Origin of the sequence: Sphaerisporangium sp. NPDC005288 (genome assembly GCF_040607475.1) — a bacterium.
GTDB lineage: Bacteria > Actinomycetota > Actinomycetes > Streptosporangiales > Streptosporangiaceae > Sphaerisporangium > Sphaerisporangium rhizosphaerae.
The window spans coordinates 34,744-57,296 of sequence record NZ_JBEXGT010000053.1; the positions used below are offsets into that span (position 1 = coordinate 34,744).

Sequence of the window (22,553 nt, forward strand, 5' to 3'; positions counted from 1 at the left end):
GGCCCGCTCTCAGTGCGTCCGCCGCCGGAAGGGCCGCGCCCGTCCGGCTCTCCGGGCTCGCAGCCGGGCGGCGGCCATCGCCGCCGCGGCGGCGACCGCGACCACGGCCAGCACGAGGAGCAGGTTGCGCCCGTAGTCCAGCGGGAGCAGCGACGGGTTGTCGGCCCTGCGGCCGATGCCCAGCACCATCGGCAACGCGAGCAGGCCGAGCACGCCGGCCACGGCCAGCGCGGCGCGCACCCAGAACCGGTACGGCTCGCGCACCGCCCCGGTCAGCACGGCGACCGCCGCGACCAGCGGCGCCAGGACGCCGTCGTGCGCGGCGACCAGCCCGCCGAACCACAGGGCCCAGCCGAGGGGGTCGGTGTGGTGGGCGTCCGCCGCGAGACCCGCCAGCCCGACGACGACCAGCGCGCCGCCGGCGCCGTACCCCGCCCACCGCCACCGGCCCGAGCCGGCGCGCGAAGCGTCGTCCCGCCCGTGCACGGCGCCGTCGGGCCCTGTCGTCGCGGCGAGGGAGGAGTCGCCCGGTTCGGTGCGGGCGTCGGGAGAGGTGCCGTCCGGCCGGTTCATGTGACCACCACCTCGGTGACCCACTTGGTCTGCAGCACGCCGGGCCGGTTCGGCGCGATGAGACGCAGGGGGAAGCCGTGGTCGGGGGCGAGCGGGGCGCCGTTGAGGCGCAGGGCCAGCAAGGTGAGCGGGTCGCCCCAGTGCGGCGAGCGCACCTCGCTGGACCGGTAGGCCCCGCCGCGCTCCAGCGACTCGACCGTGACCACGGCGTCCGGGGCCGCACCCGCCCGGGCGAGCAGGTCGCGCAGGCGGATCCCGGCCCACTCCGCCTCCGCGCTCCAGCCCTCCACGCACGAGATCGGCAGCCGGGCGGTGTGCTGCGGCCACCGCAGCAGGTCGGCGTAGGTGAGGGACAGGGGAGTGCGCACCGCCCCGGTGACCGTGAGCCGGTATCCCGCGTCCGCGGCGACCGCGCTCACCCCGGCCGCGGCCGCGGTCTTGTTCACCGGGACGCCCTGCGGGCCGATGCGCGGGCCGCGCGGCGCGAGCACGGCCCACCGGGCGAGGGGCGGGTAGGTCTCGCCCACCGTGACCAGGACGGTGACGCCCGAGGCCGCCGCCACCGTGGCGAGGAACCGCCGCCGGGCCATGTCGCCTGGTCCGACCGGTTCCCGCGTCCAGAACCGGGCGCGGACCTTGGCCCACTCGTTAACCACATGGATGACCAGCGCGCCGTAGACCAGGTAGGCCGTCCAGTAGTGCGCCGCGGTGAAGGAGAACGGCCACAGGTACGCGTAAGAGATGTTCAGCAGCCCCGTGACGAGCTGGAACAGCGATCCGCCCACCAGCGCGAGCACCAGCGCGCGTTCCACCGCCTGCGGCGCCGAACGGAAGGGCGGCCACTGGAACAGCCGTGGGTAGACCGTCCACAGCTTGGCCAGCAGCAACGGGATGGTCGCCAGCCCGCCGATGACGTGCGCTCCCTGCGTGACCCGGTACAGGTTCACCGGCCGGGACGGCCACAGCAGCCAGGCCGGCGGATGCTGCATGAAGTGGCTCACCAGCCCGGTGACGAAGGCCACCGTGAAGCTCAGGCCGAGCCACACGCCGAGCTGAGCGGCCGTCCGCTCGGAGTGCAGCCCGCTGCTGAAGCGCCCGGACACGCCGCGCGCGAATTCCTCCGCCCGGCGCTCCAGGCTTTTCCCGTCACTACGGCGAACCATCGTCCCGCCTCGCTCCGGTGTTCTCGCGCGCCCGCATTCCGGCGTCGGCCATTTCCACCGGCCGGCCGCGCGCGCCGCACTGTTCGATCACTTCTGCGACCTTACAGCGGAAGGCATTCACCGATTCTTACGAACCTGTGACGCGATCGGGGCCTTGACCAGCCTGTGAGCCGCTGACCTGGACTTCGGCGCCGGCACGGACATGAAGCGGCCTCTCGGGAGGCAACGGCCGAAATGGCGGGCCGGTCGTGGGATAACGGCTTCTGAATACGCTCGCGCCGGCGATCGAGAGGTCGATTCACTGGAGGATGGAATCATGTCGCCAAGGGGAGATACGGAGCACGCTGTGCCCGCGAAAGGAATCGGCCCGGCAGAGAGTCAGCCGTGCCGCCGGATGGGCGTCAGGGCCGCCGCGGCGGCCGCGCACCATCGGCGGACCTTCGGCCCGTGCCGGCGCCACCACGTCCAGGCCCACAGGCCCTGGACGCCGGCCAGCACCGCCACCACCGCCACCGCGTCCACGACGGCCGGCGCCTCGCCGCCGTTGACCAGCGTGCCGATCGCGGGCCCCGCGATGGCGGCGAGCGCGGGGAGCATGAGCGTCGCGACCACGGTCAGGCAGGCCGCCGTGCCCACCACCAGCAGCACCGTGTAGAGGCGCACCGCGACGCGCTCGCGTCGCGGGAAGCCCGCGAGCGGGTTCGCCCCACCCCTTCTCGCCAGGCGGCCGATCAGGAACCGCCCGTACGCCACGCCGTCGCCGTACAGGTTGCGGCACCCGGCGAGGTCCTGGGCGACGAAGTAGAGGTCGGTCCGCATGAACACCAGGAACTGGAAGCTCAGCGCGTCGATCTGGGTCAGGACGACGATGGCGACAATGGTGTGCGGGCCGCCCTTGCCCGGCCAGACGGCGAGCACCGTCAGCCCGGCCGCCATGACGGCCGCGTCCAGCGCCATGCCGGCGAGGTAGGCGCTCATCCGGACGCGCCTGTCCTCGCCCCAGACCCCCGACACGTCGGTCTGCACGACGAGGAACTGCAGGCGCGAGCCGAGGGTGATCCGCCCGGGCACCCCGGCCGCCCGGGCCGTGCCGAGATGGGCGAGCTCGTGCAGCAGCACCAGCCCCCAGGTGATGGCGACCTGGGTGAGCAGCGAGACGGTGCCGAACCGGCTCCAGGCCATGATGCCGGGACTCGGCATGACCTCCGGGCGGACGGCCAGGACCACCAGCCCGCACAGGACCACCAACCCCACCCCGGCGTGGACGGCCGGACTCAGCGTCCACCGGACGTGGCGCGGCTTCAGCCAGGGGAGCGAGGGCCTTCGCCGCCCGGTGTCCGCGACCGGCCGGCCGTCCATGCCCGCCACGAACCCCAGGTCGGTCAGCGCCGCGCAGAAGTCGGCCACGTCGACTCTCGTCCCGGTCTCGGCGGTGACCCGCGCCGCGACCTCGTCCACCGTCCGGCCCTCGGCCAGCAGGTCGATCACCGTCCGGCCGATGTCGGGGAAGGAGGCGAACGTGCCGGTCTCGACCCGCCCGATGATCCAGCCGGAACCGTCGCGACGCGTTCTGAGCCGGTGGAGCCGTACGCGGGAGGCTCCCGTCACCGCGTGCATACGGCGCACCCCGGCTCGCCGTGCGGGAACTCGCCGAAGATCGGCTGCTCCGGGGCGACGAGGTTGGTGCCTTGGATGTAGCAGGCCGTGACCGGCGGGACCTCGGTGATGAGCCGGATGACCCCATGGGCGACCATGTGGCCGCACATCCCGGCCGAGGTGGCGATCACGCCGGGACCGCCGAGGTGGACGGGACGGCCCGCGGCCCCTGGCGGGCCGTGACCGGGGCCCGCGCGCCTGCGGTCCTCGATGCGCTGCATGCACTCGTAGCAGGCTCCGCGGCCGGGGGCGAAGACGCCCGTGGTCACCAGCGGGCCGCTGTAGCCGCCGCCCACCCAGGGGATCCCCGCGGCGAAACAGGCCCGGCCGGCCCACACGCGGATGCCGTCCTCTCCTTTGGGCTCGTCGGCGCACATGGCCAGCACGTCGAACCCCGGCAGCAGGGCCGCGAGATCCTGCTCGCTCCGGACGCGCAGGACGGCGCCCGACACCTCGATGTCGGAGTTCAGCCTGCTCAGCCGCTCGACGGCGGCCTCCACCTTGGGACGGCCGATGTCGGCCTCGGTGAACAGGAGCTGGCGGTTGAGATTGGCCAACTCGACCCGGTCGTCGTCGACCAGGCGCAGCACCCCCGCCCCGGAGGCCGCGAGGGCCTGCGCCGCGCAGGCACCCACGCCGCCGACGCCGATCACCAGGACGCGCGAGCGGCGCAGCCGGAGCTGGGCGTCCCAGCCGTGCTCCCGCGGGGTGAGATCCGCCCAGCGGAAGAACGCCTGACCGCGGCCGTACCGGTCGCGCTCGCGCGGAGTCAGTTCGGGCGCCTCCGCCGTTCCCGCGTCCTCGATGTGGCCGGAACCGAGCAACTGGGCGACGATCGACTCCGCGTCGCGCCGGGTCAGCCCGGGGAAGCCGGCCAGGAGCAGGGCGGTGACATCGGCGCAGGTCCGCGTGCCGTTCATCGCCTCGAGGGCGGTCCACACCCAGCCGTTCGGGTCCTTGATCTCGTGGGCCAGCCCGTAGACGTCGCCGCCGATGCGGACCAGGCCGCCGCCGAGACGGTAGGGCGCGTGCTCGGGCTTCACTCTCGGCAACCGCAACGCGGCCTCCCCGGTGAAGGCGTGGACGCCAAGGGGGGCGCGGAGCCGCGGTCGGGCGCGTGCGAGGCCCGGTCGCGGCTCCGCCGGTAGGGGCCGGTCAGGACCCGGAGGGGTTGCTGAGGCGTTCGGTGGTCTCGAGGCGGTCCAGCCTGCGGATCTCGATCTTCACGGCGTCGGTGGAGCAGGGGTCCTCTGCGGCCTTGTTCTCGTGGTTCTCGTCGAAGTCTCTGATGTCGCTCACGAGTTGCCTCTTCTCGTCGACACGCTCGGCTGACTCGCCGACTTGCTGACTTGCTGACTCTTTGACCTGATCGACGGCCGTCCGACCGCCCCTCAGAATAGATCGCCGGCAATCGGAGCGATAGATCCTTTCTTGTCGAGGTTTCGCAATATGGCGGGCCGGCACGAATTCCGGCCGCATTCCGGTCCCGGCGTAATTCGGAAAACGTCACGGGTTCTGAGAACGCGGGCGCCGCCGGGAAAGTCAGGGCGTTCCGAGCGGGGCGGGCGCCGCCTCCGCGGAAATGCGCTCCGCGCCGGCCGGGGGCAGGTCGCTGTTGAAGCGCGGCATTCCGCGCAGGAAGAGGGTGGCGAGCGGCACGGCGAACGCGGCCAGCGCGCTCAGCCCCAGCAGCGTCGACCGGCCGACCGCCGCGCTCGCCGGGCCGGTCACCATGAGGCCGAGGGGCGTCATCATCGAGGAGACCAGCCAGTCGACGGAGGTCACCCTGGCCAGGCGTTCCGGCGGGATCTCCCGCTGGAGGTTCACCGCCCACTGCACGCCGTAGATCTCCAGCCCCACACCGGCGGCGATGTAGCACGCGTACAGCAGCAGCGGCGACGCCGGCCAGGTCAGCGCGAGCGGCACGGCGCCGTACATGGCGACCCCGCAGATCGCGGCCACCCCGGGCCGGCTCGGTCTCCACCTCATGCTGATCAGCCCGCCCACCAGGCCGCCGACCGACAGCAGGGCGAGGGCGGCTCCGTAGACGGCGTCGCCGCCGAAGGCCTCGCGGGAGACCAGGGGCAGCATGACCTGCGCCGGAGCGATGGCGAGCATGTGCTGGAACGCCATGGCGAGGGTGCCTCCCAGCACCCACGGCCGTCGTGACACCTCCGACAGGCCGTCGGCGATCTCCCGGACGGCCGAGGACCGCCGCGCCGGCGCGACGGCCGGTTCGCGCAGCGGAATCTGGAGGAGCAGGGCGAGCAGGTAGGCCGTCATCACGGCGAGAAACCCGATGCCGGGAGACCAGGCGGTCACGATGTACGCGCCGAGGCCGGGTCCGACGATGGCGCCGAGCCGCCAGGAGACCGCCATCAGCGCCGCCGCCGCCGGGCGCTGCGCGGGGGTGAGCACCGACGACAGGCATGCCTGGTAGGCGGGCCGGTGGAACGCCTCCGCCGCCCCGACGAGGAAGACCAGGGACGCCAGCAGCCACGGGGGGCCGCCGCCGTGCAGGCCCACCGCGACCACGCAGCACTGGAAGGCCAGCGAGGCCATCATGACCGTCCGGCGCGGCAGCCGGTCCGCCCACAGCCCGCCCAGGAGGGAGAACACGATCAGCGCGACCCACCGGCCGGTGAAGATCGCGCCGACGGTCGAGGCGGTGCCCCCGGCGTTGAGGGCCACGATGGTCACCGTGACCGGGAAGATCTGGTCGGCCGCCACCGACATGGTGAAGCTCAGCCACAGCAGACGGAACTCCCGATTTCTCGTCACAGAACCATCTACGGGACGAGCAGGACGATTTACTTTCCCCACACGAGTGCGCATGCCACGAAATCAACCTCGATGAGTCAGAACCCGCAAGGGAGGTTGTTTCGGCTTTCTCCGGCGGCTCGCCTCATTCTCGCGCACCTTTCCGCGTTCCGGCCATGCCAGGCGGCGCCGTCGCCGGGCCTAGGCCACGACCGCGGTACCGGTCGCCGGACACCGATCGCCTCGGTCGCGGGAACCGGCCTCAGACGGCCATCGCGTGGGTCGTCAGACGGCCATCACGCGGCCGTCACCCGGCCATCACCCGGCCTGGCGGCCGGACACGCGTTCGCGCACGCGGCGGTGCACGATGGCCGCGAGCAGGGTCAGCGCGGCGCAGCCCAGGCCGGCGAGCAGCAGGGGAAGCAGCGCGAGCGCCCGGTGGGGGGCGGCCGGCCCGCGCGACAGGGTCAGCGTGCCGGTCGCGGTCCGGCTGACCCGGCCGCTCTGCACGGTGAGCCGGTACTTCCACCGTCCGTCGGGCACGCCGCGACCGAGCGGCACGGTGACCTCCGCCTCCTCGCCGGGGGCCAGGGTCGTGCCCCGGGCGATGGGATACGGACCGGCCTCCTTCAGTCGGCCGGGGCCCTCCAACAGGTACAGCCGGCCCTGCACATCGATGGCACGATGTCCGGTATTGGTCACGGTCGCCACGACCCGGTAGTCGCCGTCCGCCCCGAGGCGGGGGTGCACCTGGCCGATCTCGAAGTCCGTGGCCGGTTCGCCGCCCGGGCCCACGTGCAGGTAGGCGCGGACGCCAACCAGGTTGACCAGGGCGATGTTGGTCCCCGGTCCGGGTTTGGGCGAGGCGACCCTCGCCCAGATCACGGCGTACCGCTCTCCCTCGCTCGCCCAGGCCGGCACGGCGATGGTCGCCCTCACCAGCGCGCCGGCGCCAGGACGCAGGTCGAGCTTGGTCCGGTTCAGGCGGATCCAGGAGGTCAGCTCATTGCCCGCCGGGGGCGACGCGAAGGTGAAGCGATGGTTCCTGATGGCCGCGCCGCCGGCGTGCAGCGTGATGTGCCAGGTCTTCGCCGAGAAGTTGAAGACCTTCAGGGCCCTTGTGAAGGTGGTTCCGGGGTTGACGTGGTCGTCGATGTAGACCCGCGCACGCGGGTCGTCCAGCCGGCTGGCCGGGATCTCGGCCACCCCGATGCCGATCCGCCCGCCCGGGGCGGGTGGATCGGCGGTCGTGGTGCCGGCGTGCGCGGCGATCGGCGCGCAGGCCGCGAAGATGAGCATGAGCAGCGACGCGCGGGCGCGCCGGGACAGCTGATCAGGCAACGAGGTGGCTCACCGTGCCCGTGTAGGTGCCGGCCACGGCCTGGGCGGGGATGTTGACGATCACGGTGGGGTTCCAGGTGGCGGAGTTGCTGCCCGAGCCGGTGGTCTTGCTGAACGCGGTGCGCGGCTGGTCCAGCGTCACCGCCGCCGCGGCGCTCGCCTGGCCGGGGACGAACGTTCCGGTGCCGGTGGTGGCGGTGGCGAGCCCCGACCAATATTGGACGGAGGTGGTGGGGATGGTCTCGGCGGCGGTGCCGCCTCCGGTGGTGAAGGCGGTGGCCGAGACGGTCGCGGTCCAGGTGGCCGTCAACGAGGCCCGCTGGTCGGAGACCGTGATCAGGCCGAGCTGCCCGGTGACCGGGTTGCCCGGGGTGTTGCCGCCGATGGGGACCGGGCCGTCCGGCACCGTGATGGTCAGCGAGTCCGGCGCCGTCACCGTGAACGTCACGGTGGTCGGACAGGTGGTCGAGGCGGCGCAGGTGCCGGCCACCGCCGGAGTGGCGGAGGGCGCCACCATCAGGGCGGCCCCGATGGCGACGGCAGCGGCCGGCATGGCACTACGACGGAATGTTCCAGGCAACTCGCCGTCGTCACACCCTGACCCGGTGGTCCCGGCGGCCGCCGCCCCCGTCGCTGCGGCCGCCGGCCGTTCCGTCTTCTCTCGGCCTGCCGTCCTGTGGTCCTGCCGTCCTGCCGTCCTGCCGTCCTGCCGTACGAGAGTTGTCCACAGTTTCCACAGACTCGTACACAGGTTCGAATATGATCTCCAGGGAGTGGGGGCTTACTCGTCGGCCAGGACGGCCTGGGCCTGATCCTCGCCCCCGACGAGGCCGCGCAGCCGGTCGTTGGCGTCCTCGATCGCGCTCAGCACGATCTCGCGCTGCTCGCCGCTCGCCTCCCCCAGCGTCTGCTCGGCCAGCTCCGTCCACACGCGTTCGATGGCGGGCACCAGCTCGTGGCCGGCCTCGGTGACCACGATGCGCACCTGGCGGCGATCGGTGGGTACCGGCTCACGACGGAACCACCCGCCCGACTCCAGGCGGGCCAGGCTGCGAGTGGCGGTCGGCGGCTCGATGCCGAGCCGTGCCGCCAGTTCGGAGATCGTCATGCCGTCACGTTCCTGGACCAGCAGCCACAGCAGCACGTCCTGCCCCGGGTGCAGCCCGAGCGCCGCCAGCTTGCGCGCCTTCGCGGCGCGGTAGAGCTTGCTCATCTTGTTCAGCGCCCGGTTGACGCGCATGACCTCACTGCTATCCATGCCCCCATCCTATCGATGTATAGTCGGCTAATAGATAGCCGACTATCTATTAGGGAGCAGCCATGGATCTCGGGCTCAACGGTCGCGTCGTGCTGGTCACCGGGGCGTCCGGCGCAATCGGCGCCGCGATCGCCGCGACGTACGCGCAGGAGGGCGCTCTGGTCGCCGCGGGCTGGCACGGCAACGAGGAGAACGCGCGCGCCGTGGTCGAGTCGATCACCCAGGCGGGCGGGAAGGCGATCGCGGTGCGCATCGACCAGCGCGACCGCGACTCCGCCCGGGCGGTGACCGACCAGGTCGAACGCGAACTCGGCGACATCGCGATCCTGGTGGCGAACGCCGTCGCCTGGCCGCCGATGGCGCCCGACACCTGGGACATCCTCAGCGAGGGCCTGATCGCGAACGTGACCGGGACGATGGCCCTGGTCGACGCCGTCCTTCCCCGCATGCGTGATACCGGGTGGGGACGGCTGGTGCTGATCTCCTCCGACGTGGTCGAGCAGCCGATGCCGGCGGCCGTGACCTATCCCGCGGTCAAGGGGGCGATCGAGACGGCCGCGAAGGTGCTCGCCGCCCGCGAGGCACGGCACGGCGTCCTCACCAACGTCGTCCGGCCCGGCTTCACCCTGACCGACCGGGCGCTGAACTGGCCCGGCATGGGACGGCAGGCCGTCGACGCCGAGGGGGCGAGAACACCAACAGGACGCATCTGCACCCCCGAGGACGTCGCCAGCGCCGTCGCCTACCTGGGCTCAGCCGCCAACGGCCACATCAACGGCGAAACCCTCTCCATAGCCGGCGGCCGACAACTGACCCGCTGACCCCACACCTCGAGCAGTAGTCAATACCTGTGGATCGGTTTGGGTGTCGCCGAGTCAGTGAAGTCGTCCGGTCTGGTGTAGGTGATCGAAGATGATCTGGTCGACCGGGGACACGCGGCCGCGGTCGGCGTAGCTCAGCCAGGTGATTTCTTCGATCTCGCTGCTGGGCGTCGGAATCCCGTGATGGTCGGCGGTGTAGCAGGTCATCTGGACGGTGATGCCCTCGGCGTGGCCGTGTGCTTGGGCGTGGTAGGTGCCCACGTGGGTGGCGGTGGCGGGGATGATGGCGATGGAGAGTTCCTCGTCGATCTCGCGAATGAGGGTGTCGAGGTCGGTTTCGCCGGGTTCGCGTTTGCCGCCGGGGACGTAGTAGGCGTTCTTGCCTCGTGACCGGGTGCTGAGGATCTTGCCGTTGTCCAGGTGGATCCAGGCGATCTTGTCGATGGTGTTGTTCACCGTGTGCTCCTGTGGTCGGGGGCAGAGGGGTGGGTCAGGCGGCCAGGTCGTCGGGGCGTTCGAGGAGTTTCCCATTGGTGAAGACCGCTCCGGCGCGGGCGAGGGCGTCCAGGTGGGGTGCGTTGACCGCGCGCCGGCGGGCTTGGGCGGATTCGATCAGCTTGCGGGCCATGGCCAGCCCGGCAGCGCGGGAACCCGGCCCTTTGGTGACCTTGATCCGATGCCGGACCGTGGCGAAGGTCGATTCGACAACCCACCACGCGCGGCCCCCCGCCCCCAACACCTCCACCGGCCGCAACTCCGCCACCCCGGACGCCTTCACCCCGCACAGCTCCACACCAACACCCCCACCCAGCACACCTCCACACCCAGCGCAGCTCCACACCCAACACCCCCACCCAGCGCAGCTCTCACCCCGGTATGTGCTGGATGTAATCGGCGCCGGGTCGGCGAGTCGCAGTACGGCGATGCCGGCGCCGACTACGGCGCCCGACCCCGGCGAACGTTCCTGGACAGCACACCAGCCATTCCCTGGCGCCCTCGGCACCCCGGCCGACCGGGCGAATGCCGGCACCACAGTCACCGTGTTTGAATCGCGCCATGGACCTCGATCGCGCGCAGGCGTTCGCCGACGCCTGGGTGGCCGACTGGAACTCCCACGACCTCGACCGCATCATGACGCGCTACGCCGACGACGTGGTGTTCCGCTCCCCCTTGGCGGCCCGGCTCGTCGAGGGTTCGCACGGCGTCATCCGCGGCAGCGCGGCGCTGCGGGCGTACTGGGCGGAGGGCTTGCGGCGCAACCCCGGGCTGCACTTCGACCTGCTCGGGGTCTACGCCGGCGTCGACTGCGTCGTCATCAACTTCCGCCACCAGGACGGGCGACGGTCCTGCGAAGTCCTCGTCCTGGACGGCGACCTCGTCGTCTCAGGATGGGGCACACACGCCCCGCCCCCGACCTGAGCACCCCGCCACACGGACTCCGGACCGCGGCCTTCCCCCGACACCGACACCGGCACCGGCACCGGCACCGGCACCGGCACCGGCACGACCGTGACCATCCAGTTCGGCCCCCCGGGATCCGTACCGGCACCGTCCCCGGCCGGGCCCCGCGCCCTCGGCATGACCGTGACCATGCGGCTCCCCCCTGGGGGTTCGGGTCGCGCCGATGCATCGTCCCACCCAGTGGCCGGCGCCCCCTGCCCCGGCCCGCCCGGCCCAGCGGCCGGTCGTTTCCTCGCCGAGGAGGGGGGTACGGGCCGCGTATGGCTCTGGGCATCCTGGCCGGCGCGGCCGCCGGCGCCGCCGGAACGACAGCGCTGAACGCCGCCACCTACCTCGACATGTCGGTGCGCGGCCGACCGACGAGCGACGCACCGGACAAGCTCGTGGAGACGGTTGCCGAGCACACCACACTCGCCGTCCCCGGTGAGGGGGAGACCCGGGACAACCGGGTCAGCGGACTGGGCGCCCTGTCAGGCATCGTGACGGGGGTCGGCGTCGGCGCGGCGTTCGGCCTGCTGCGCCACCTCGGCGTACGGACGCACCCGTCGTTCACCGCGGTCCTGATGGGGGTGTCGGCCATGGCGGCGACGGACGTGTCCCTGGCCGCTCTGCGCGTGTCCGACCCGCGCACCTGGAAGAGCACCGACTGGCTCAGCGACCTGCTCCCCCACCTCGCTTACGGCGCCGTGGCCGCGGCCACCCTCCACCACCTGGACCGCGACCGGCGCACCTGAGACCGATCACCGATCAACATTAGAGGCGCGACCCGCCCGGCTCCCGTGCCGCCGACCGCTCACCACCACCGGCCGCGCCGGACTGCCCCGCTCCCCGTGACACCGGGCCCGCACCGCCACCGGCCACACGATCCACCCGGCTCCCTGTGCCGCCGGGCCCGCACCGCCACACGGTCCACCCGGCTCCCCATGCCGACGGGCCCGCACCGCCACCGGCCGGCTGAGCCCGACCGCCATTGGGAATCCGAAGCGGGCCGCCACGGTGTCCCGGCGTCGGACAGGACTTCTTACGGTGTGCGAACAGCTTAGGATCGCCGACGCCGCAGCAGGCGGGCTTCGGCCTACGCTCGGCCGGGTGAGGGTACTCGTGACCGGTTCGGCCGGGTTCATCGGAAGTCATGTCGTCGAGGCGCTGGCGGAGTCCGGGCACGACGTGGCGGGTCTCGACCTGCGGAGCGGGCAGGACGTGCGCGACGACGCCGTCCTCGACCGCCTGCTCCCCGGGGTGGAGGCGGTGGTCCACCAGGCGGCCAAGGTCGGGCTCGGCGTGGACGTCGCCGACCTGCCCGACTACACCTCGGTCAACGCCTACGGCACCGCCGTCCTGCTGGCGGCCATGGCCAGGCATGACGTGCGCCGCCTGGTGCTGGCCTCCTCGATGGTCGTCTACGGAGAGGGCGCCTACGACTGCCCGCGGCACGGGCGGGTGCGACCGGGCCCGCGCCTCGCCGGCGACCTGGCCCGAGGGCTGTTCGAACCGCGCTGCCCTGGGTGCGACTCCCCGGTGACCTCCGCGACGATCAGCGAGGACGCCCCGCTCGACCCGCGCAACGCCTACGCCACCACCAAGCTCGCCCAGGAGCACCTGGCAGCCAACTGGGCCCGCGAGACCGGCGGCACGGCGGTCGCCCTGCGCTACCACAACGTGTACGGGCCGCGGATGCCCAGGGACACCCCCTACTCCGGCGTCGCGGCGATCTTCCGCTCCGCCCTCGAGGCTGGACGCGCGCCGAAGGTGTTCGAGGACGGCCGGCAACGGCGCGACTTCGTGCATGTCCGGGACGTCGCCCGGGCGAACCTCGCCGCCCTGGCCGGTGGCACGCCGGGATCGGTGACGACGTACAACGTCGCCAGCGGCGAGCCCCACACAATCGGCGAGATGGCCACCGCGCTCGCCGCCGCTCGGGGCGGCCCCGAGCCGGTCGTCACCGGCGACCACCGACTCGGCGACGTCCGGCACATCGTGGCCTCCCCCGACCGAGCCGCCGAGAAGCTCGGCTTCCAGGCCGCCATACCCTTCACCGAGGGCATGAAGGAATTCGCCAACGCCCCCCTCGCCTGATCAGTCACTACCCCCAACCTGGTCATGACGCCGCCCGCCGGGTAACCGCGCGCCGGTCCCGACGAGCGTGCATCCATGTGACTCATGCAGGCAGCTGCGATCTACTGCCGGATCGGCCAGGACCGTGCGAGAGATCTCCTACCGGAGCCTGCTGAGCCAGGCGGTCGAGTGATCACAGGTGCCAGCCGAGCAAGTTCCAGTGCCGGCAGAACCAGAGGAGGGCGAGCAGTCCCGCCAGCACGACCACCTGGTGGCCGCGGGCCAGGACGCCCGCGCGCCGCCAGGACCTCACGGTGGCGGCGATCGCGGCGGCGGTGAGTGCGAGGACCAGCAGCGGCAGCACCAGGAGGACCTGGACGTTGGTCGGCACGCCGTACAGGATGCTCGTGTCGCCGGTCAGGACCAGCGTGAACAGCACCACGAACACCAGTCCGACCGCGGCGGCGAGCCCGGTCAGGACACGCCCGGCGCGCCAGACACGCGGAACGGGACACTTCTTGACCCGGCGGACCACAGCGGCCACCGGCAGGCCGAGCACGGCGGTCAGGGCGGTGACGGCGAACAGCAGGACGATGACGACATTGACCGGCGGGGTATCCCACCAGGGGACGCGTTGGTAGGCGGGGCCGTCCGTGGCCACGTACGCGACACCGCTCCCCCCGGTCACCAGCGCCAGCCGCTGAGTGCCGCCGTTCTGCTGATACAGCCCGGGTCCCAGCGGGCTCCACGTCGAGCCCCTGAAGCTGAGCTTCCCGCCCTCCACCCGCAGCGAGGTGGAATCGGTCAGGGCGACCACCTTCTCGATGCTGGACTCGGCGGACCGAGTGAGCTTGTAGAAGCCTTCAACAGGCATGACGGAAGCACCGCCGTCGGGCACGGCGCGCTTTCCGGGCAGGAAGCGGTCGAAGAAGGCAGGAATGATCTTGGTGAAGGCGTCGGCCCCGCCCAGACCGTTCGTGGACACGAACAGGCCGAGGTCGGCGTCGGGCACCAGCAGCAACGCGCTCTGGAAGCCCTCCCAGCCGCCGTCGTGCATGATCACGCGATGCCCGTTGAACGTCTGCTCCTTGAACCCGTGGGCGTACCCGTCGATGCGCGGATCGGCCGCGAACGTCCGCCGATGCATGAGCCGGGCCGTCGGCCCGTCGAGGATGCGCTGGTCGCCGAAGCGTCCGTCCCGCAGGTGGGCGATCATGAAGTGGGCCATGTCGTTAGCGGTGGCACTGATCGACCCGTCGGGGGCGAGGTTGTCGAAGACGAACGGCTTGCGCCGATACGCCCCGCCCTCGTAGTCGTAGCTGCGCGCCAGATCAGTGGCCAAGGGGGCGGGGACGGGCTCGGCGGCCGTGCTGTGCCGCATCGCGAGCGGGTCGAGGATGTGGTCGCGCACGTACTGGTCATACGGCTGCCCGCTCACCCGCGACACGATGTATCCGGCCAGCGCCGCCCCATAGTTCGAGTACGCCGACACCTCGCCGGGCGGGCGCACCCGCGCGGGCATGTTGCCGGCGAGATAGTTCCCCAAGGGCGGCACGTCGTCCTCGCTCCGCGCCCCCACGCCGATCGTGCGGTCCTCGAACCCGGCCGTGTGGTCCATCAGGTCCTGCAGCGTGATCGGCCGGGGGTAGGTCGCGGGGATACGGAACGCGGTGAGGTAGCGGTTCACGTCCGACTTCAGGTCCAGCTTGCCCTGTTCAACCTGCTGCATCACCGCGGTCCAGGTGAACAGCTTGGTGATCGAGGCGATCCGGACCATTGAGGTGCCCGGGTCAAAGGGCCTGCGGTTCTCGACGTCGGCCAGTCCGTACCCCTTGCTGAAGAGCATCTTCCCACCGCCCACCACCGAGACGACCGCGCCCGGCACGTGGCCGGCCGTCAGCCCGTCCGTCATCGCGGCGTCGAAGAAATCTGCCAGAGCACGTTCCTCCGGAATGTCGATGGCTGCCACGGCGGGACGCGGCACGAGGAACACCAGCGCCGCGCACACCGCGACGAGCAGCGAACGGAAGACATACACGGGACGGCTCCTGACCTTGTCGAGGCCATCCACGATGCGGCCGGCGAGAGTGCGGCCGCATCGCCATCGCGGCCACAGGCGCCTCCGACGAAAGTCGGAGACCGCCCGGCGTCCGGCACCGACCCCGGTCTGAGGTGGCGCGCCGCCGCCCTGGCTACGCTGGACCGATGCTGTCGTACCGCGCGGCGCTGCGGCGGATGGCCGCGCTCGAGCCATACGCGATCAGCGCGGCCTCCGTGGCGCTCTGCCTGTTCCTCACCGTCCTGGCGGTCAAGACGCCGTGGGCGCCGCTGCCGCGACCCGTCATCGCCGCCGCCGGGCTGGCAGGCACGGGTGCGGTCTGGTTCCGGGGCCGGTGGCCGGTCGCGGTGGCCGTCGTCGGAGCGGGCGCGTACGTGCTGTCGGGCAATCCGGGGCCGCTGCTGATCAGCCTGTTCTCCGGCGCGGGCACGCGTTTCCTGGCGCTGGCGGCGATCGGCATGGCGGGGTTCCTCACCCAGCAGTGGGTGGACGGCGGCCGGTTGGGCACGGACGCGCTGATCTCAGCGGTGACCGCCACCGGGGCCACGCTGGCGGCCGGGGCTTACGTCACCACCCGCCGCGAGCTGACCCGATCGCTGCGCGAGCGCGCCGAACGCGCCGAGACCGAGCAGCGTCTGCGTGACGAGCAGGCGAGGTCCGCTGAGCGCGGCCGGATCGCCCGGGAGATGCACGACGTGCTCGCGCACAAGATGACGCTCATCTCGCTGCACGCCGGCGGCCTGGAGGTGAACGCGAGCGCAGGGCCGGAGCGCGTCGAGCGGGAGGCGGCGCTGATCAGGCTCAGCGCGCGGGAGGCGCTCGAAGAGCTGCGCAAGATTCTTGGCGTGCTGCACGCCGGGCCCGACGATGACGACGACGGCTTCCCCGACCTGCGGCGGCTGGTGGACTCCTGGGTATCGGCCGGCGGGACCGTCACCCTGCACGGCGATATCGGCACGTGGCCACCGGAAACGGCCAGGGCCGCGCATCGCCTCGTCCAGGAGGGCCTGACCAATGCGCACAAGCACGCCCACGGGGCCCCGGTCACGGTCACGGCGACCGGGAGCAGGGAAGCCGGCGTCACGATCGCGGTCGCCAACGGACGATCGCCCCAGCCGAGTCCGGAGACCGGCGCCGGGGTCGGTCTGGTGGGCCTGGCGGAGCGGTTCGGGCTGATCGGCGGAACGGTGCGCGGCGGGCCGGACGATGCGGGAGGCTGGCGTCTTGAGGGCCGACTGCCGTGGCACGCCGCAGACGCATCCCCAAGGGAATCACATGATCAGGACACTGCTGGTTGACGACGAGTCGCTGATCCGCGCGGGGCTGCGGTTCATCATCGAGTCCGCACCCGACGTGGAGGTCGTGGGCGAGGCCGAGGACGGCAACCAGGCCGTCGACGCGGTCCGCCGCCTGAGGCCCGACGTCGTCCTGATGGACGTCAGGATGCCCCGGTACGACGGCCTGGCCGCCACCGGTGCCATCCGCCGGCTCGCCCGGGCACCCGCGGTGATCATCCTTACCACGTTCGACAGCGACGAGCACATCCTCACCGCCCTGGAGGCGGGAGCCTGCGGGTTCCTACTCAAGGACACCTCGCCGCACGACCTGATCCGGGCGATCCGTCTCGCGCACGGCGGCGACTCGATGCTGTCCCCGCGGGTCACTCGGCGGCTGATCCACCGGCTCACCACCGACCAGCCGATTCGGCGCCGCCGTGACGCGCTCGCCCGGCTGGAGGCCCTGACCGGTCGCGAGCGCGAGGTACTCACCGAGATCGGGCTCGGCCACTCCAACACCGAGATCGCAACCCGCCTGAACATGAGCGAGGCCACGGTCAAGAGCCACATCTCCCACCTGTTCGACAAGCTCGCCGTCACGAACCGCGTACAGGTGGCCATCGCCGCCTACCGCGCCGGCCTGGTCGACTGATTTTCGGCCCAGCCCTCGCGACAACAGGGTCGGGGGACGCAGGACAGTCATCGGCGGTGAGATGGATCATGGTGAGCATGGTCACCGCGACGTGGAGAAAGATCAAAGATGGTGTCGTCGCGCCGGACTGTCCCGCCATGTACGGGCCGAAGAGCTGACTCCACACGGGTTGCGCACGCACCGCTCTGACCTGCCCGAACGGCCCGTACCGCCAATGACTGTCCCGTTGTTCCTCGCCACCGTGGACCGCGGGTAGGCGGACTTGGCATTCTCGTGAGCGATCTCCGAGGCCCCGCGAGACCGGTATGTCACCCGCGGCCAGCCGCCGTCATCCCTCCGACTCCGCAGCGGAAACCGCCCCACCCCCCGGCAACTCGGTCAGCTTCGCGCCGGTCAGCTTCGCGTAGGACAGGTCCGCGCCGGTTAGTTTCGCGTGGGACAGGTCCGCGTCGGTCAGGTCCGCGCCGGCAAGGTACGCGCTGGTGAGGTCCGCCTCGTTGAGATACGCGCCGGTGAGCTTCGCGCCCATGAGGTTCGCCCTGGTGAGGTCCGCGCTGCTGAGGTTCGCGTTGGCGAGATCGGCGTTGGTTAGGCGCGCGTGGGTGAGGTTCGCGCCGCCGAGGTTTGCGCGAGTTAGGTTCGCGTTGGTGAGGTGCGCGCGGCCGAGGTTCGCGAGGAGGAGGTTCGCGCGGGTGAGGTGCGTGCCGGTCAGGTCCGCGCGGGTGAGGTTCGCGCTGGTGAGGTCCGCCTCGTTGAGATACGCGCCGGTGAGCTTAATTCGCCTCATCGGTAGGTCATGGGTGAGGGTTCGTCGACCGATGACGGTGAGCGCAGCCTGCACGTCTGTGCGCAGTTTCGCGGGCGGCGGCTCGCCGGCGCCTTCCGGACCGTCTGGGGCGGGGAGTGGGGAGTTCTCGCGGATGAACGCAGCCAGTACCTCGATGACGGTGGGGTGGTCGCGGGCGGAGTCGCGGGCGATCCGCTCCAGGGCGTAGATGCCGCCCAGCCGGATGTCGAGCTTGTCGGAGCCGAGTTGTTCGATCGCCTTGGTGTACCGGTCGGTGATGTGCCCCTGGCGGGCGGTGTCGGCGTTGCGGGCGGTGTAGTACACCGCCACCAGCGCGATCAGCCCGGTGGCGATGGTCAGCGCCCGCCCGCGGATCGCATCCAGGGCTGCGGCCAGGTCCTTGCCGGCGAGCCCGGTTACGCCGTCGAAGTGCGCCAGCACCCACGCCGCCCCCGGGCCCAGCACCCACACCAGGCCACCCAACAAAACGACGCCCGCCGCCACCAGAACGATCCGGGGCAACCCTCGCCAACGTCTCATCCCTCAACGCTGCCGCCAGCCCCGCCGCCAGCAACCGGCCTAAGCCACAGTGATAGCTGATCGTGACCGGCAGGTGACGGCGCCGGAGGCGCTACTGATGAGAAACGCGCCCGGATTTCCCTGGGCGATCTTTGGCGGCCCTTTGTGCCCGACTCACTCCGCTGCGGCCGCCGCCTCCGGAGGGGCCCCGCCCGCACCAGACCACCCTGGATCCGGCTTCGGCACCGCGATGGGCACCGCAGGCAACAGCAGACCCGCCGGCGCCGCATCCGGCAACCCGACCGGCGCAACCTCCCACCGGGCAGGACTGCTCAGGTCGACCGTGCCGCCGGAGAACCCCGCGCCGCCGAAGTCCACCGTGCCGCCGGAGAACCCCGCGCGGCGGAAGTGGACCTCGCCGCCGGAGAACCCCGCGCGGTTGAAGTTGACCGTGCCGCCAGAGAACTCCGCGCCGCGGAAGTGGACCGTGCCGCCGGAGAACCCCGCGCGGTTGAAGTCGACCGTGCCGCCAGAGAACCCCGCGCCGCCGAAGTCCACCGTGCCGCCAGAGAACCCCGCGCCGCCGAAGTCCACCGTGCCGCCGGAGAACCACGCGCCGCCGAAGTCCACCGTGCCGCCGGAGAACCACGCGCGGTTGAAGTCGACCGTGCCGCCAGAGAACCCCGCGCCGCGGAAGTGGACCGTGGCGCCGGAGAACCACGCGCGGTCGAAGTCGACCGTGGTGCCGGAGAAATCCGCGCCGTCGGCCGCCGATGGTTCGCCTCGGCACGTCGCACCTTGCCCGTGTGGGCCCGGTGCTGGCCATTGGTGTACGAGGCGTGCGCGAAGGCCGGCCATCGTCCGTCGTGGCCGAGCACGATGGGGTCGGCCAGCAGCGTGTGCAGCGCGTACAGCTCCCACTTCGGCAGTCCTTCCGCGCGGGCGTCGTCGAGCACGGCCTGGCGGATGTCCTCGTGGGGGAGTCCGGCGCGTTGGGCACGGCGGACTAGGCGGATCGCCGCCGAGCACACGCGACGCCAGTCCCCGCCGTGGTACCAGCAGCCAACAGCTTCATGCCGCTGACCCACTCCGCGCTCGACGTGCTGAGAACGAGGGCTGGTTCGAGCTGCACCCCTACCACCGCGTGGCCAGCGAGCACGTCCTGAACTTCCCCGAGGGCGCCGTGCGCGCGGCCGGGTCGGGTGACGTGCCGCTGTCGGAGGGCGCGCAGTTCGGTGACTTCGCTGGCAACCAGGACGTCATGACCCGCGCCATGGGCGACGTGCTCGCCTGCGGCGCCGATCCGCTCACCCGGTTCGCCGAGGCGACGGTCGAGGCGCAGAAGCTGCTGGACGACCACCACGCCGACCGCCTGGACGGCGGGCCGATCAAGCCCACCAGCCTGCGCGTCGAGCACTTCGCCGAGGCCGCCGCCGGCCGCGACTACTCCGCCGCCGACCTGGAGAAGATCGTCAAACTTGGCCGCTGACCGGCTCGCCGCCGGCCACCCCTCGGGGCCCCGACGCCGTCCCATCAGGCGCGGGGCCCCTGACCGCTGTCGCGGTCGACACAATGAGGACTCGTCAGCAGGTGACGACCTTGTCGTACGAGGCGAACGGCTGGTTGAAGGCGTTCACGTCCTTCGAGCTCCCGGCGCCGACCGTGAAGCACCCGGAGTCCCGGGCGTTCTTCCAGACGACCTTCAGGCGCTGGCTCGTCGAGCAGTTGTTGTGCATCGTGATGCTGTTGAAGCTGTGCACCTCGACCGACACGCATGACGGCTTCGTGCCGGCGGACGCCGGTGACACCACCCCGACGATCGCGGCTCCGGAGAAGGCCACGAGCATCGCGGCCCGGGTGACGTTCTTTCTCATTGTTTTCCCTCCGATTTTCTGGATTAGACCGGGTGCGCTCCGCACCGAGATCCGGGCGGCAGTGCCTCACACGCTCGACCGTGCTCTCGCCTCGATCGCTCGCGTGTGATCCCCTCCATGAGACTCACAGACGTCCGCGCGGGTGTCGTTGCACCCGAGCGCCAACGCGTTGACTACGCGTGCCAATCGAGAATTCGATCCAGATCGTGCCGGCTCCGGTACTCCTGGGGAGTGACTCCGTAGGCGGCGCTGAAGGCGCGGGTGAAGTGCGCGGGGGCGGGGAAGCCCCATCGGGTCGCGACGGCGTGGATCGGCCGGTCGCCGAGGGCGGGGTCGGAGAGGTCGCGCCGGCAGTGCTCCAGCCGCTGGGCGCGGATCCATTCGGCGACCGTGGCGTCCTCGGTCTGGAAGAGCCGGTGCAGGGTGCGGACGGAGATGCCGTGGGCGGCGGCGATCGTGGCCGGGGACAGGTCCGGGTCGGTCAGGTGCCGCTGGATGAACTCATGAACCCGCAGCAGGAGGACCCGTTGGCGGGTGGTCGGCTGCAGAGCCGCGTCGGCGTCGAGACGGTGGGCGAGCAGCGCGGTGAGCAGGTCGGTCAGGACGCCCCCGAGGCGGGAGCGGTCCGCCGGCCCGTACTGGTCGGCGCCGTCGACCAGACGGGTGAGGAATTCCGGGATCAGAGCACCGATCCCCTCGCGGCCTGACAGCGGCGTGGCGGTCAGCCGTTCCACTTTGCGCGCGGGCAGCGGCAGCAGCTGGGCTGGAAACACCACCATCACGCCGTGGGTGGCATTCCTCCCGAACCCAGTCTGTATCTGATGGGGACGTGAGGTGTGGTAGAGCACCAGATCCGACGGGTGCGACAGAGCGCATCTGCGGTCCTGCGTGATCGAGGTCTCCCCGCGTAGGTTGACCGCGACCTGGAACATCTCCGGATCGGACTGGCGGATCATGCGAGACGTCCGGTACGCCCCACAGGGAGAGGCCTCCACCGCGGAGACATGGACGGCGCCCAGATCCATCGAGTCGATGCTTCCCCTGAACCCCGCCGGATCGTCACAGGCGATTCTCATGGGTGCGACCACCTGCCGGAACAGGTGGTCGCGCCAGAAGTCGAACCGCTCCTCCACCGGCAGATCGTCCGTATGGATCACTGTTCTCAACGGTCACCCCCCGCTGCGAATCGGTTGAACCCCGTCTGAAGTTCTGAAATCTGTACAGGCCCTAGCCGAGTTCCTTGTCGACGCTGCGCACACCCGGCAGGCCGCCGACCACGCGCTTGACGCGTTCGGCGGCGTCGGGGGCGTCGAGGACCAGGTGGAAGGACTCCGGGACGTACCGGTCGCGCTTGGCGACGTCCTCCGACGAGCCGGACGTCACCCACAAGGCGTCCTTGACGGCGTGTGCGTGTTCCTCTAGGTAGATGTCGCCGACCCCCTCCATGGTTCGGAGGGCTTGGAAAACGGCGGCCTTTTCCTCCGCGATCGCGGCGCCCCGCTCGGCGCATCGGGAGCCCTCGTCCACCGGCCTCTGCCCGCAGAGCCGGACCGCCACGTCGGTCCTGCCGGCCCAGAAGCTCGTCCCGCGCACGTGGACGTCCGAGACCCCGGGCACCGCCTCCGCCTTCTGCCGGAAGTCCCCCACCGTGGTCAGGGTCACCTCGAGCGACTCCGGCATATCGGATTCCCGGACCGTGTCGCGGAGGGTGACGCTGAGAGTCTTGTTCCCCCTTGAAGTCCAGGAGCGCCTGCGCCTGGGACTTGAACCGTACGGCGGACACCTCGGGCAGGCTCCGCAGCGCGCGTTCGATCTCCGCGTGCCGCGCCCCCGATTCCGCCGCACCCCCACGGCAGTCGTCCAGCAGGCCGGTCCGGCACAGGAAGACCGACGCCTCCCCCGACCTCGGCCACGGGGCGTCCGGCGGCGGCAACGGCCCGGCCGGCGGGCGGCGCAGCGCCCACACCCCCGCTCCGGCCAAGGCCAGGAGAACGACCACGGTCCACGGCCGCCACCGCACACCGGGTTGCTCAAGGATCTCTTCAGCGGACACGCGCACGACTGTGGCGCGGCGCGCGCCCCAAGGTCAACTTCGGACGCCACCCCCGCTGTGACGGTCACCAGATGGTAATGACCAGCGAGCCCTATCCTGCTCATCACCGGCGAGGTCATGGCGAACGCGGTGAAGCACTCTCGGGCCGGGGGTCTGTCCAGCCAACGGTGTAACTCGGTTGTTGGTTATCGGGTGGTCGGGGTGAGGCGGTCTTCGAAGGTGATGGCGAAGGCGTTGAGGGCGG

23 protein-coding genes and 1 pseudogene are annotated in these 22,553 nt (G+C 71.4%); 7 read left to right on the forward strand and 17 right to left on the reverse strand.

Features of this window, described 5'->3' with window-relative positions; all coding sequences use genetic code 11:
- Nucleotides 1-9 precede the first annotated feature (9 nt).
- The 9 genes from ABZU32_RS35230 to ABZU32_RS35270 form a co-directional block, all read right to left on the reverse strand.
- Nucleotides 10-573, reverse strand: coding sequence for a hypothetical protein (locus ABZU32_RS35230; RefSeq protein WP_354929492.1), 564 nt, complete (start codon nucleotides 571-573; stop codon nucleotides 10-12).
- Nucleotides 570-1,736 carry a molybdopterin-dependent oxidoreductase gene (locus ABZU32_RS35235; protein ID WP_354929495.1) on the reverse strand — a complete coding sequence of 389 codons (1,167 nt, stop codon included), beginning with the start codon at nucleotides 1,734-1,736 and terminating at the stop codon, nucleotides 570-572. The genes ABZU32_RS35230 and ABZU32_RS35235 overlap by 4 nt, the downstream gene beginning before the upstream one ends.
- 378 nt (nucleotides 1,737-2,114) lie before the next feature.
- Nucleotides 2,115-3,353 carry a hypothetical protein gene (locus tag ABZU32_RS35240; RefSeq protein ID WP_354929498.1) on the reverse strand — a complete coding sequence of 413 codons (1,239 nt, stop codon included), beginning with the start codon at nucleotides 3,351-3,353 and terminating at the stop codon, nucleotides 2,115-2,117.
- The gene (locus ABZU32_RS35245; RefSeq protein ID WP_354843019.1) at nucleotides 3,341-4,450 is read right to left on the reverse strand and encodes a ThiF family adenylyltransferase; all 1,110 of its coding nucleotides are present in this window, start codon (nucleotides 4,448-4,450) and stop codon (nucleotides 3,341-3,343) included. Before ABZU32_RS35245 ends, ABZU32_RS35240 begins: the two co-directional genes overlap by 13 nt.
- Before the next feature lie 97 nt (nucleotides 4,451-4,547).
- Complete coding sequence (locus tag ABZU32_RS35250; protein ID WP_354843022.1) at nucleotides 4,548-4,691, reverse strand: hypothetical protein; 144 nt, start codon at nucleotides 4,689-4,691, stop codon at nucleotides 4,548-4,550.
- Nucleotides 4,692-4,934: 243 nt separating this feature from the next.
- Complete coding sequence (locus ABZU32_RS35255; RefSeq protein ID WP_354929501.1) at nucleotides 4,935-6,173, reverse strand: MFS transporter; 1,239 nt, start codon at nucleotides 6,171-6,173, stop codon at nucleotides 4,935-4,937.
- 297 nt (nucleotides 6,174-6,470) lie between these two features.
- Nucleotides 6,471-7,493: a hypothetical protein gene (locus tag ABZU32_RS35260; RefSeq protein WP_354929504.1), complete on the reverse strand. Its 1,023-nt coding sequence runs from the start codon at nucleotides 7,491-7,493 to the stop codon at nucleotides 6,471-6,473.
- Nucleotides 7,486-8,046 carry a hypothetical protein gene (locus ABZU32_RS35265; RefSeq protein ID WP_354929507.1) on the reverse strand — a complete coding sequence of 187 codons (561 nt, stop codon included), beginning with the start codon at nucleotides 8,044-8,046 and terminating at the stop codon, nucleotides 7,486-7,488. Before ABZU32_RS35265 ends, ABZU32_RS35260 begins: the two co-directional genes overlap by 8 nt.
- A 228-nt stretch (nucleotides 8,047-8,274) precedes the next feature.
- Nucleotides 8,275-8,751 carry a MarR family transcriptional regulator gene (locus ABZU32_RS35270; RefSeq protein ID WP_354843040.1) on the reverse strand — a complete coding sequence of 159 codons (477 nt, stop codon included), beginning with the start codon at nucleotides 8,749-8,751 and terminating at the stop codon, nucleotides 8,275-8,277.
- Nucleotides 8,752-8,813: 62 nt separating this feature from the next.
- Here ABZU32_RS35270 and ABZU32_RS35275 point away from each other — a divergent pair, with 62 nt between their 5' ends.
- A complete protein-coding gene (locus tag ABZU32_RS35275; RefSeq protein WP_354929509.1) occupies nucleotides 8,814-9,572 on the forward strand; it encodes an SDR family NAD(P)-dependent oxidoreductase in 759 nt (252 codons plus the stop codon).
- Nucleotides 9,573-9,626: 54 nt separating this feature from the next.
- On the opposite strand, the gene ABZU32_RS35280 is transcribed toward ABZU32_RS35275, so the two are convergent.
- Entirely contained in the window at nucleotides 9,627-10,028 is a 402-nt protein-coding gene (locus ABZU32_RS35280; RefSeq protein WP_354929512.1) for an NUDIX domain-containing protein, read from the reverse strand.
- Between the two features lie 34 nt (nucleotides 10,029-10,062).
- A pseudogene (locus ABZU32_RS35285) lies at nucleotides 10,063-10,278 on the reverse strand (IS256 family transposase); the annotation flags it as partial.
- Nucleotides 10,279-10,628: 350 nt separating this feature from the next.
- Between ABZU32_RS35285 and ABZU32_RS35290 the strand changes: the two are divergent.
- From ABZU32_RS35290 to ABZU32_RS35300, 3 genes are all read left to right on the forward strand, one after another.
- Entirely contained in the window at nucleotides 10,629-10,991 is a 363-nt protein-coding gene (locus ABZU32_RS35290; protein WP_354929515.1) for a nuclear transport factor 2 family protein, read from the forward strand.
- Between the two features lie 302 nt (nucleotides 10,992-11,293).
- Entirely contained in the window at nucleotides 11,294-11,767 is a 474-nt protein-coding gene (locus ABZU32_RS35295; RefSeq protein WP_354929518.1) for a hypothetical protein, read from the forward strand.
- Nucleotides 11,768-12,122: 355 nt separating this feature from the next.
- Entirely contained in the window at nucleotides 12,123-13,109 is a 987-nt protein-coding gene (locus tag ABZU32_RS35300) for an NAD-dependent epimerase/dehydratase family protein (protein ID WP_354929521.1), read from the forward strand.
- Between the two features lie 172 nt (nucleotides 13,110-13,281).
- Here ABZU32_RS35300 and ABZU32_RS35305 read toward each other — a convergent pair whose 3' ends face one another.
- On the reverse strand, nucleotides 13,282-15,126 hold the full coding sequence (locus tag ABZU32_RS35305; protein ID WP_354929524.1) for a serine hydrolase domain-containing protein: 1,845 nt from the start codon (nucleotides 15,124-15,126) through the stop codon (nucleotides 13,282-13,284).
- 167 nt (nucleotides 15,127-15,293) lie between these two features.
- On the opposite strand from ABZU32_RS35305, the gene ABZU32_RS35310 reads away from it, so the two are divergent.
- Together ABZU32_RS35310 and ABZU32_RS35315 are read left to right on the forward strand one after the other, a co-directional pair.
- Complete coding sequence (locus ABZU32_RS35310; protein ID WP_354929527.1) at nucleotides 15,294-16,445, forward strand: histidine kinase; 1,152 nt, start codon at nucleotides 15,294-15,296, stop codon at nucleotides 16,443-16,445.
- On the forward strand, nucleotides 16,423-17,076 hold the full coding sequence (locus ABZU32_RS35315; RefSeq protein ID WP_354929530.1) for a response regulator transcription factor: 654 nt from the start codon (nucleotides 16,423-16,425) through the stop codon (nucleotides 17,074-17,076). Before ABZU32_RS35310 ends, ABZU32_RS35315 begins: the two co-directional genes overlap by 23 nt.
- Nucleotides 17,077-17,404: 328 nt before the next feature.
- On the opposite strand, the gene ABZU32_RS35320 is transcribed toward ABZU32_RS35315, so the two are convergent.
- Together ABZU32_RS35320 and ABZU32_RS35325 are read right to left on the reverse strand one after the other, a co-directional pair.
- Nucleotides 17,405-18,403 carry a pentapeptide repeat-containing protein gene (locus ABZU32_RS35320; protein ID WP_354929533.1) on the reverse strand — a complete coding sequence of 333 codons (999 nt, stop codon included), beginning with the start codon at nucleotides 18,401-18,403 and terminating at the stop codon, nucleotides 17,405-17,407.
- A 153-nt stretch (nucleotides 18,404-18,556) separates the two neighbouring features.
- On the reverse strand, nucleotides 18,557-19,240 hold the full coding sequence (locus ABZU32_RS35325; protein ID WP_354929536.1) for a hypothetical protein: 684 nt from the start codon (nucleotides 19,238-19,240) through the stop codon (nucleotides 18,557-18,559).
- Nucleotides 19,241-19,526: 286 nt separating this feature from the next.
- On the opposite strand from ABZU32_RS35325, the gene ABZU32_RS35330 reads away from it, so the two are divergent.
- Nucleotides 19,527-19,871: a hypothetical protein gene (locus tag ABZU32_RS35330; protein WP_354929539.1), complete on the forward strand. Its 345-nt coding sequence runs from the start codon at nucleotides 19,527-19,529 to the stop codon at nucleotides 19,869-19,871.
- A 94-nt stretch (nucleotides 19,872-19,965) separates the two neighbouring features.
- Here the strand turns inward: ABZU32_RS35330 and ABZU32_RS35335 are convergent, their stop codons facing one another.
- From ABZU32_RS35335 to ABZU32_RS35345, 3 genes are all read right to left on the reverse strand, one after another.
- Nucleotides 19,966-20,256 carry a hypothetical protein gene (locus ABZU32_RS35335; RefSeq protein ID WP_354853976.1) on the reverse strand — a complete coding sequence of 97 codons (291 nt, stop codon included), beginning with the start codon at nucleotides 20,254-20,256 and terminating at the stop codon, nucleotides 19,966-19,968.
- A 173-nt stretch (nucleotides 20,257-20,429) separates the two neighbouring features.
- Nucleotides 20,430-21,413: a helix-turn-helix domain-containing protein gene (locus tag ABZU32_RS35340; protein ID WP_354929542.1), complete on the reverse strand. Its 984-nt coding sequence runs from the start codon at nucleotides 21,411-21,413 to the stop codon at nucleotides 20,430-20,432.
- Between the two features lie 70 nt (nucleotides 21,414-21,483).
- Nucleotides 21,484-21,936, reverse strand: a complete 453-nt coding sequence (locus ABZU32_RS35345; protein WP_354929545.1) for a hypothetical protein — start codon at nucleotides 21,934-21,936, stop codon at nucleotides 21,484-21,486.
- Nucleotides 21,937-22,553 lie beyond the last annotated feature (617 nt).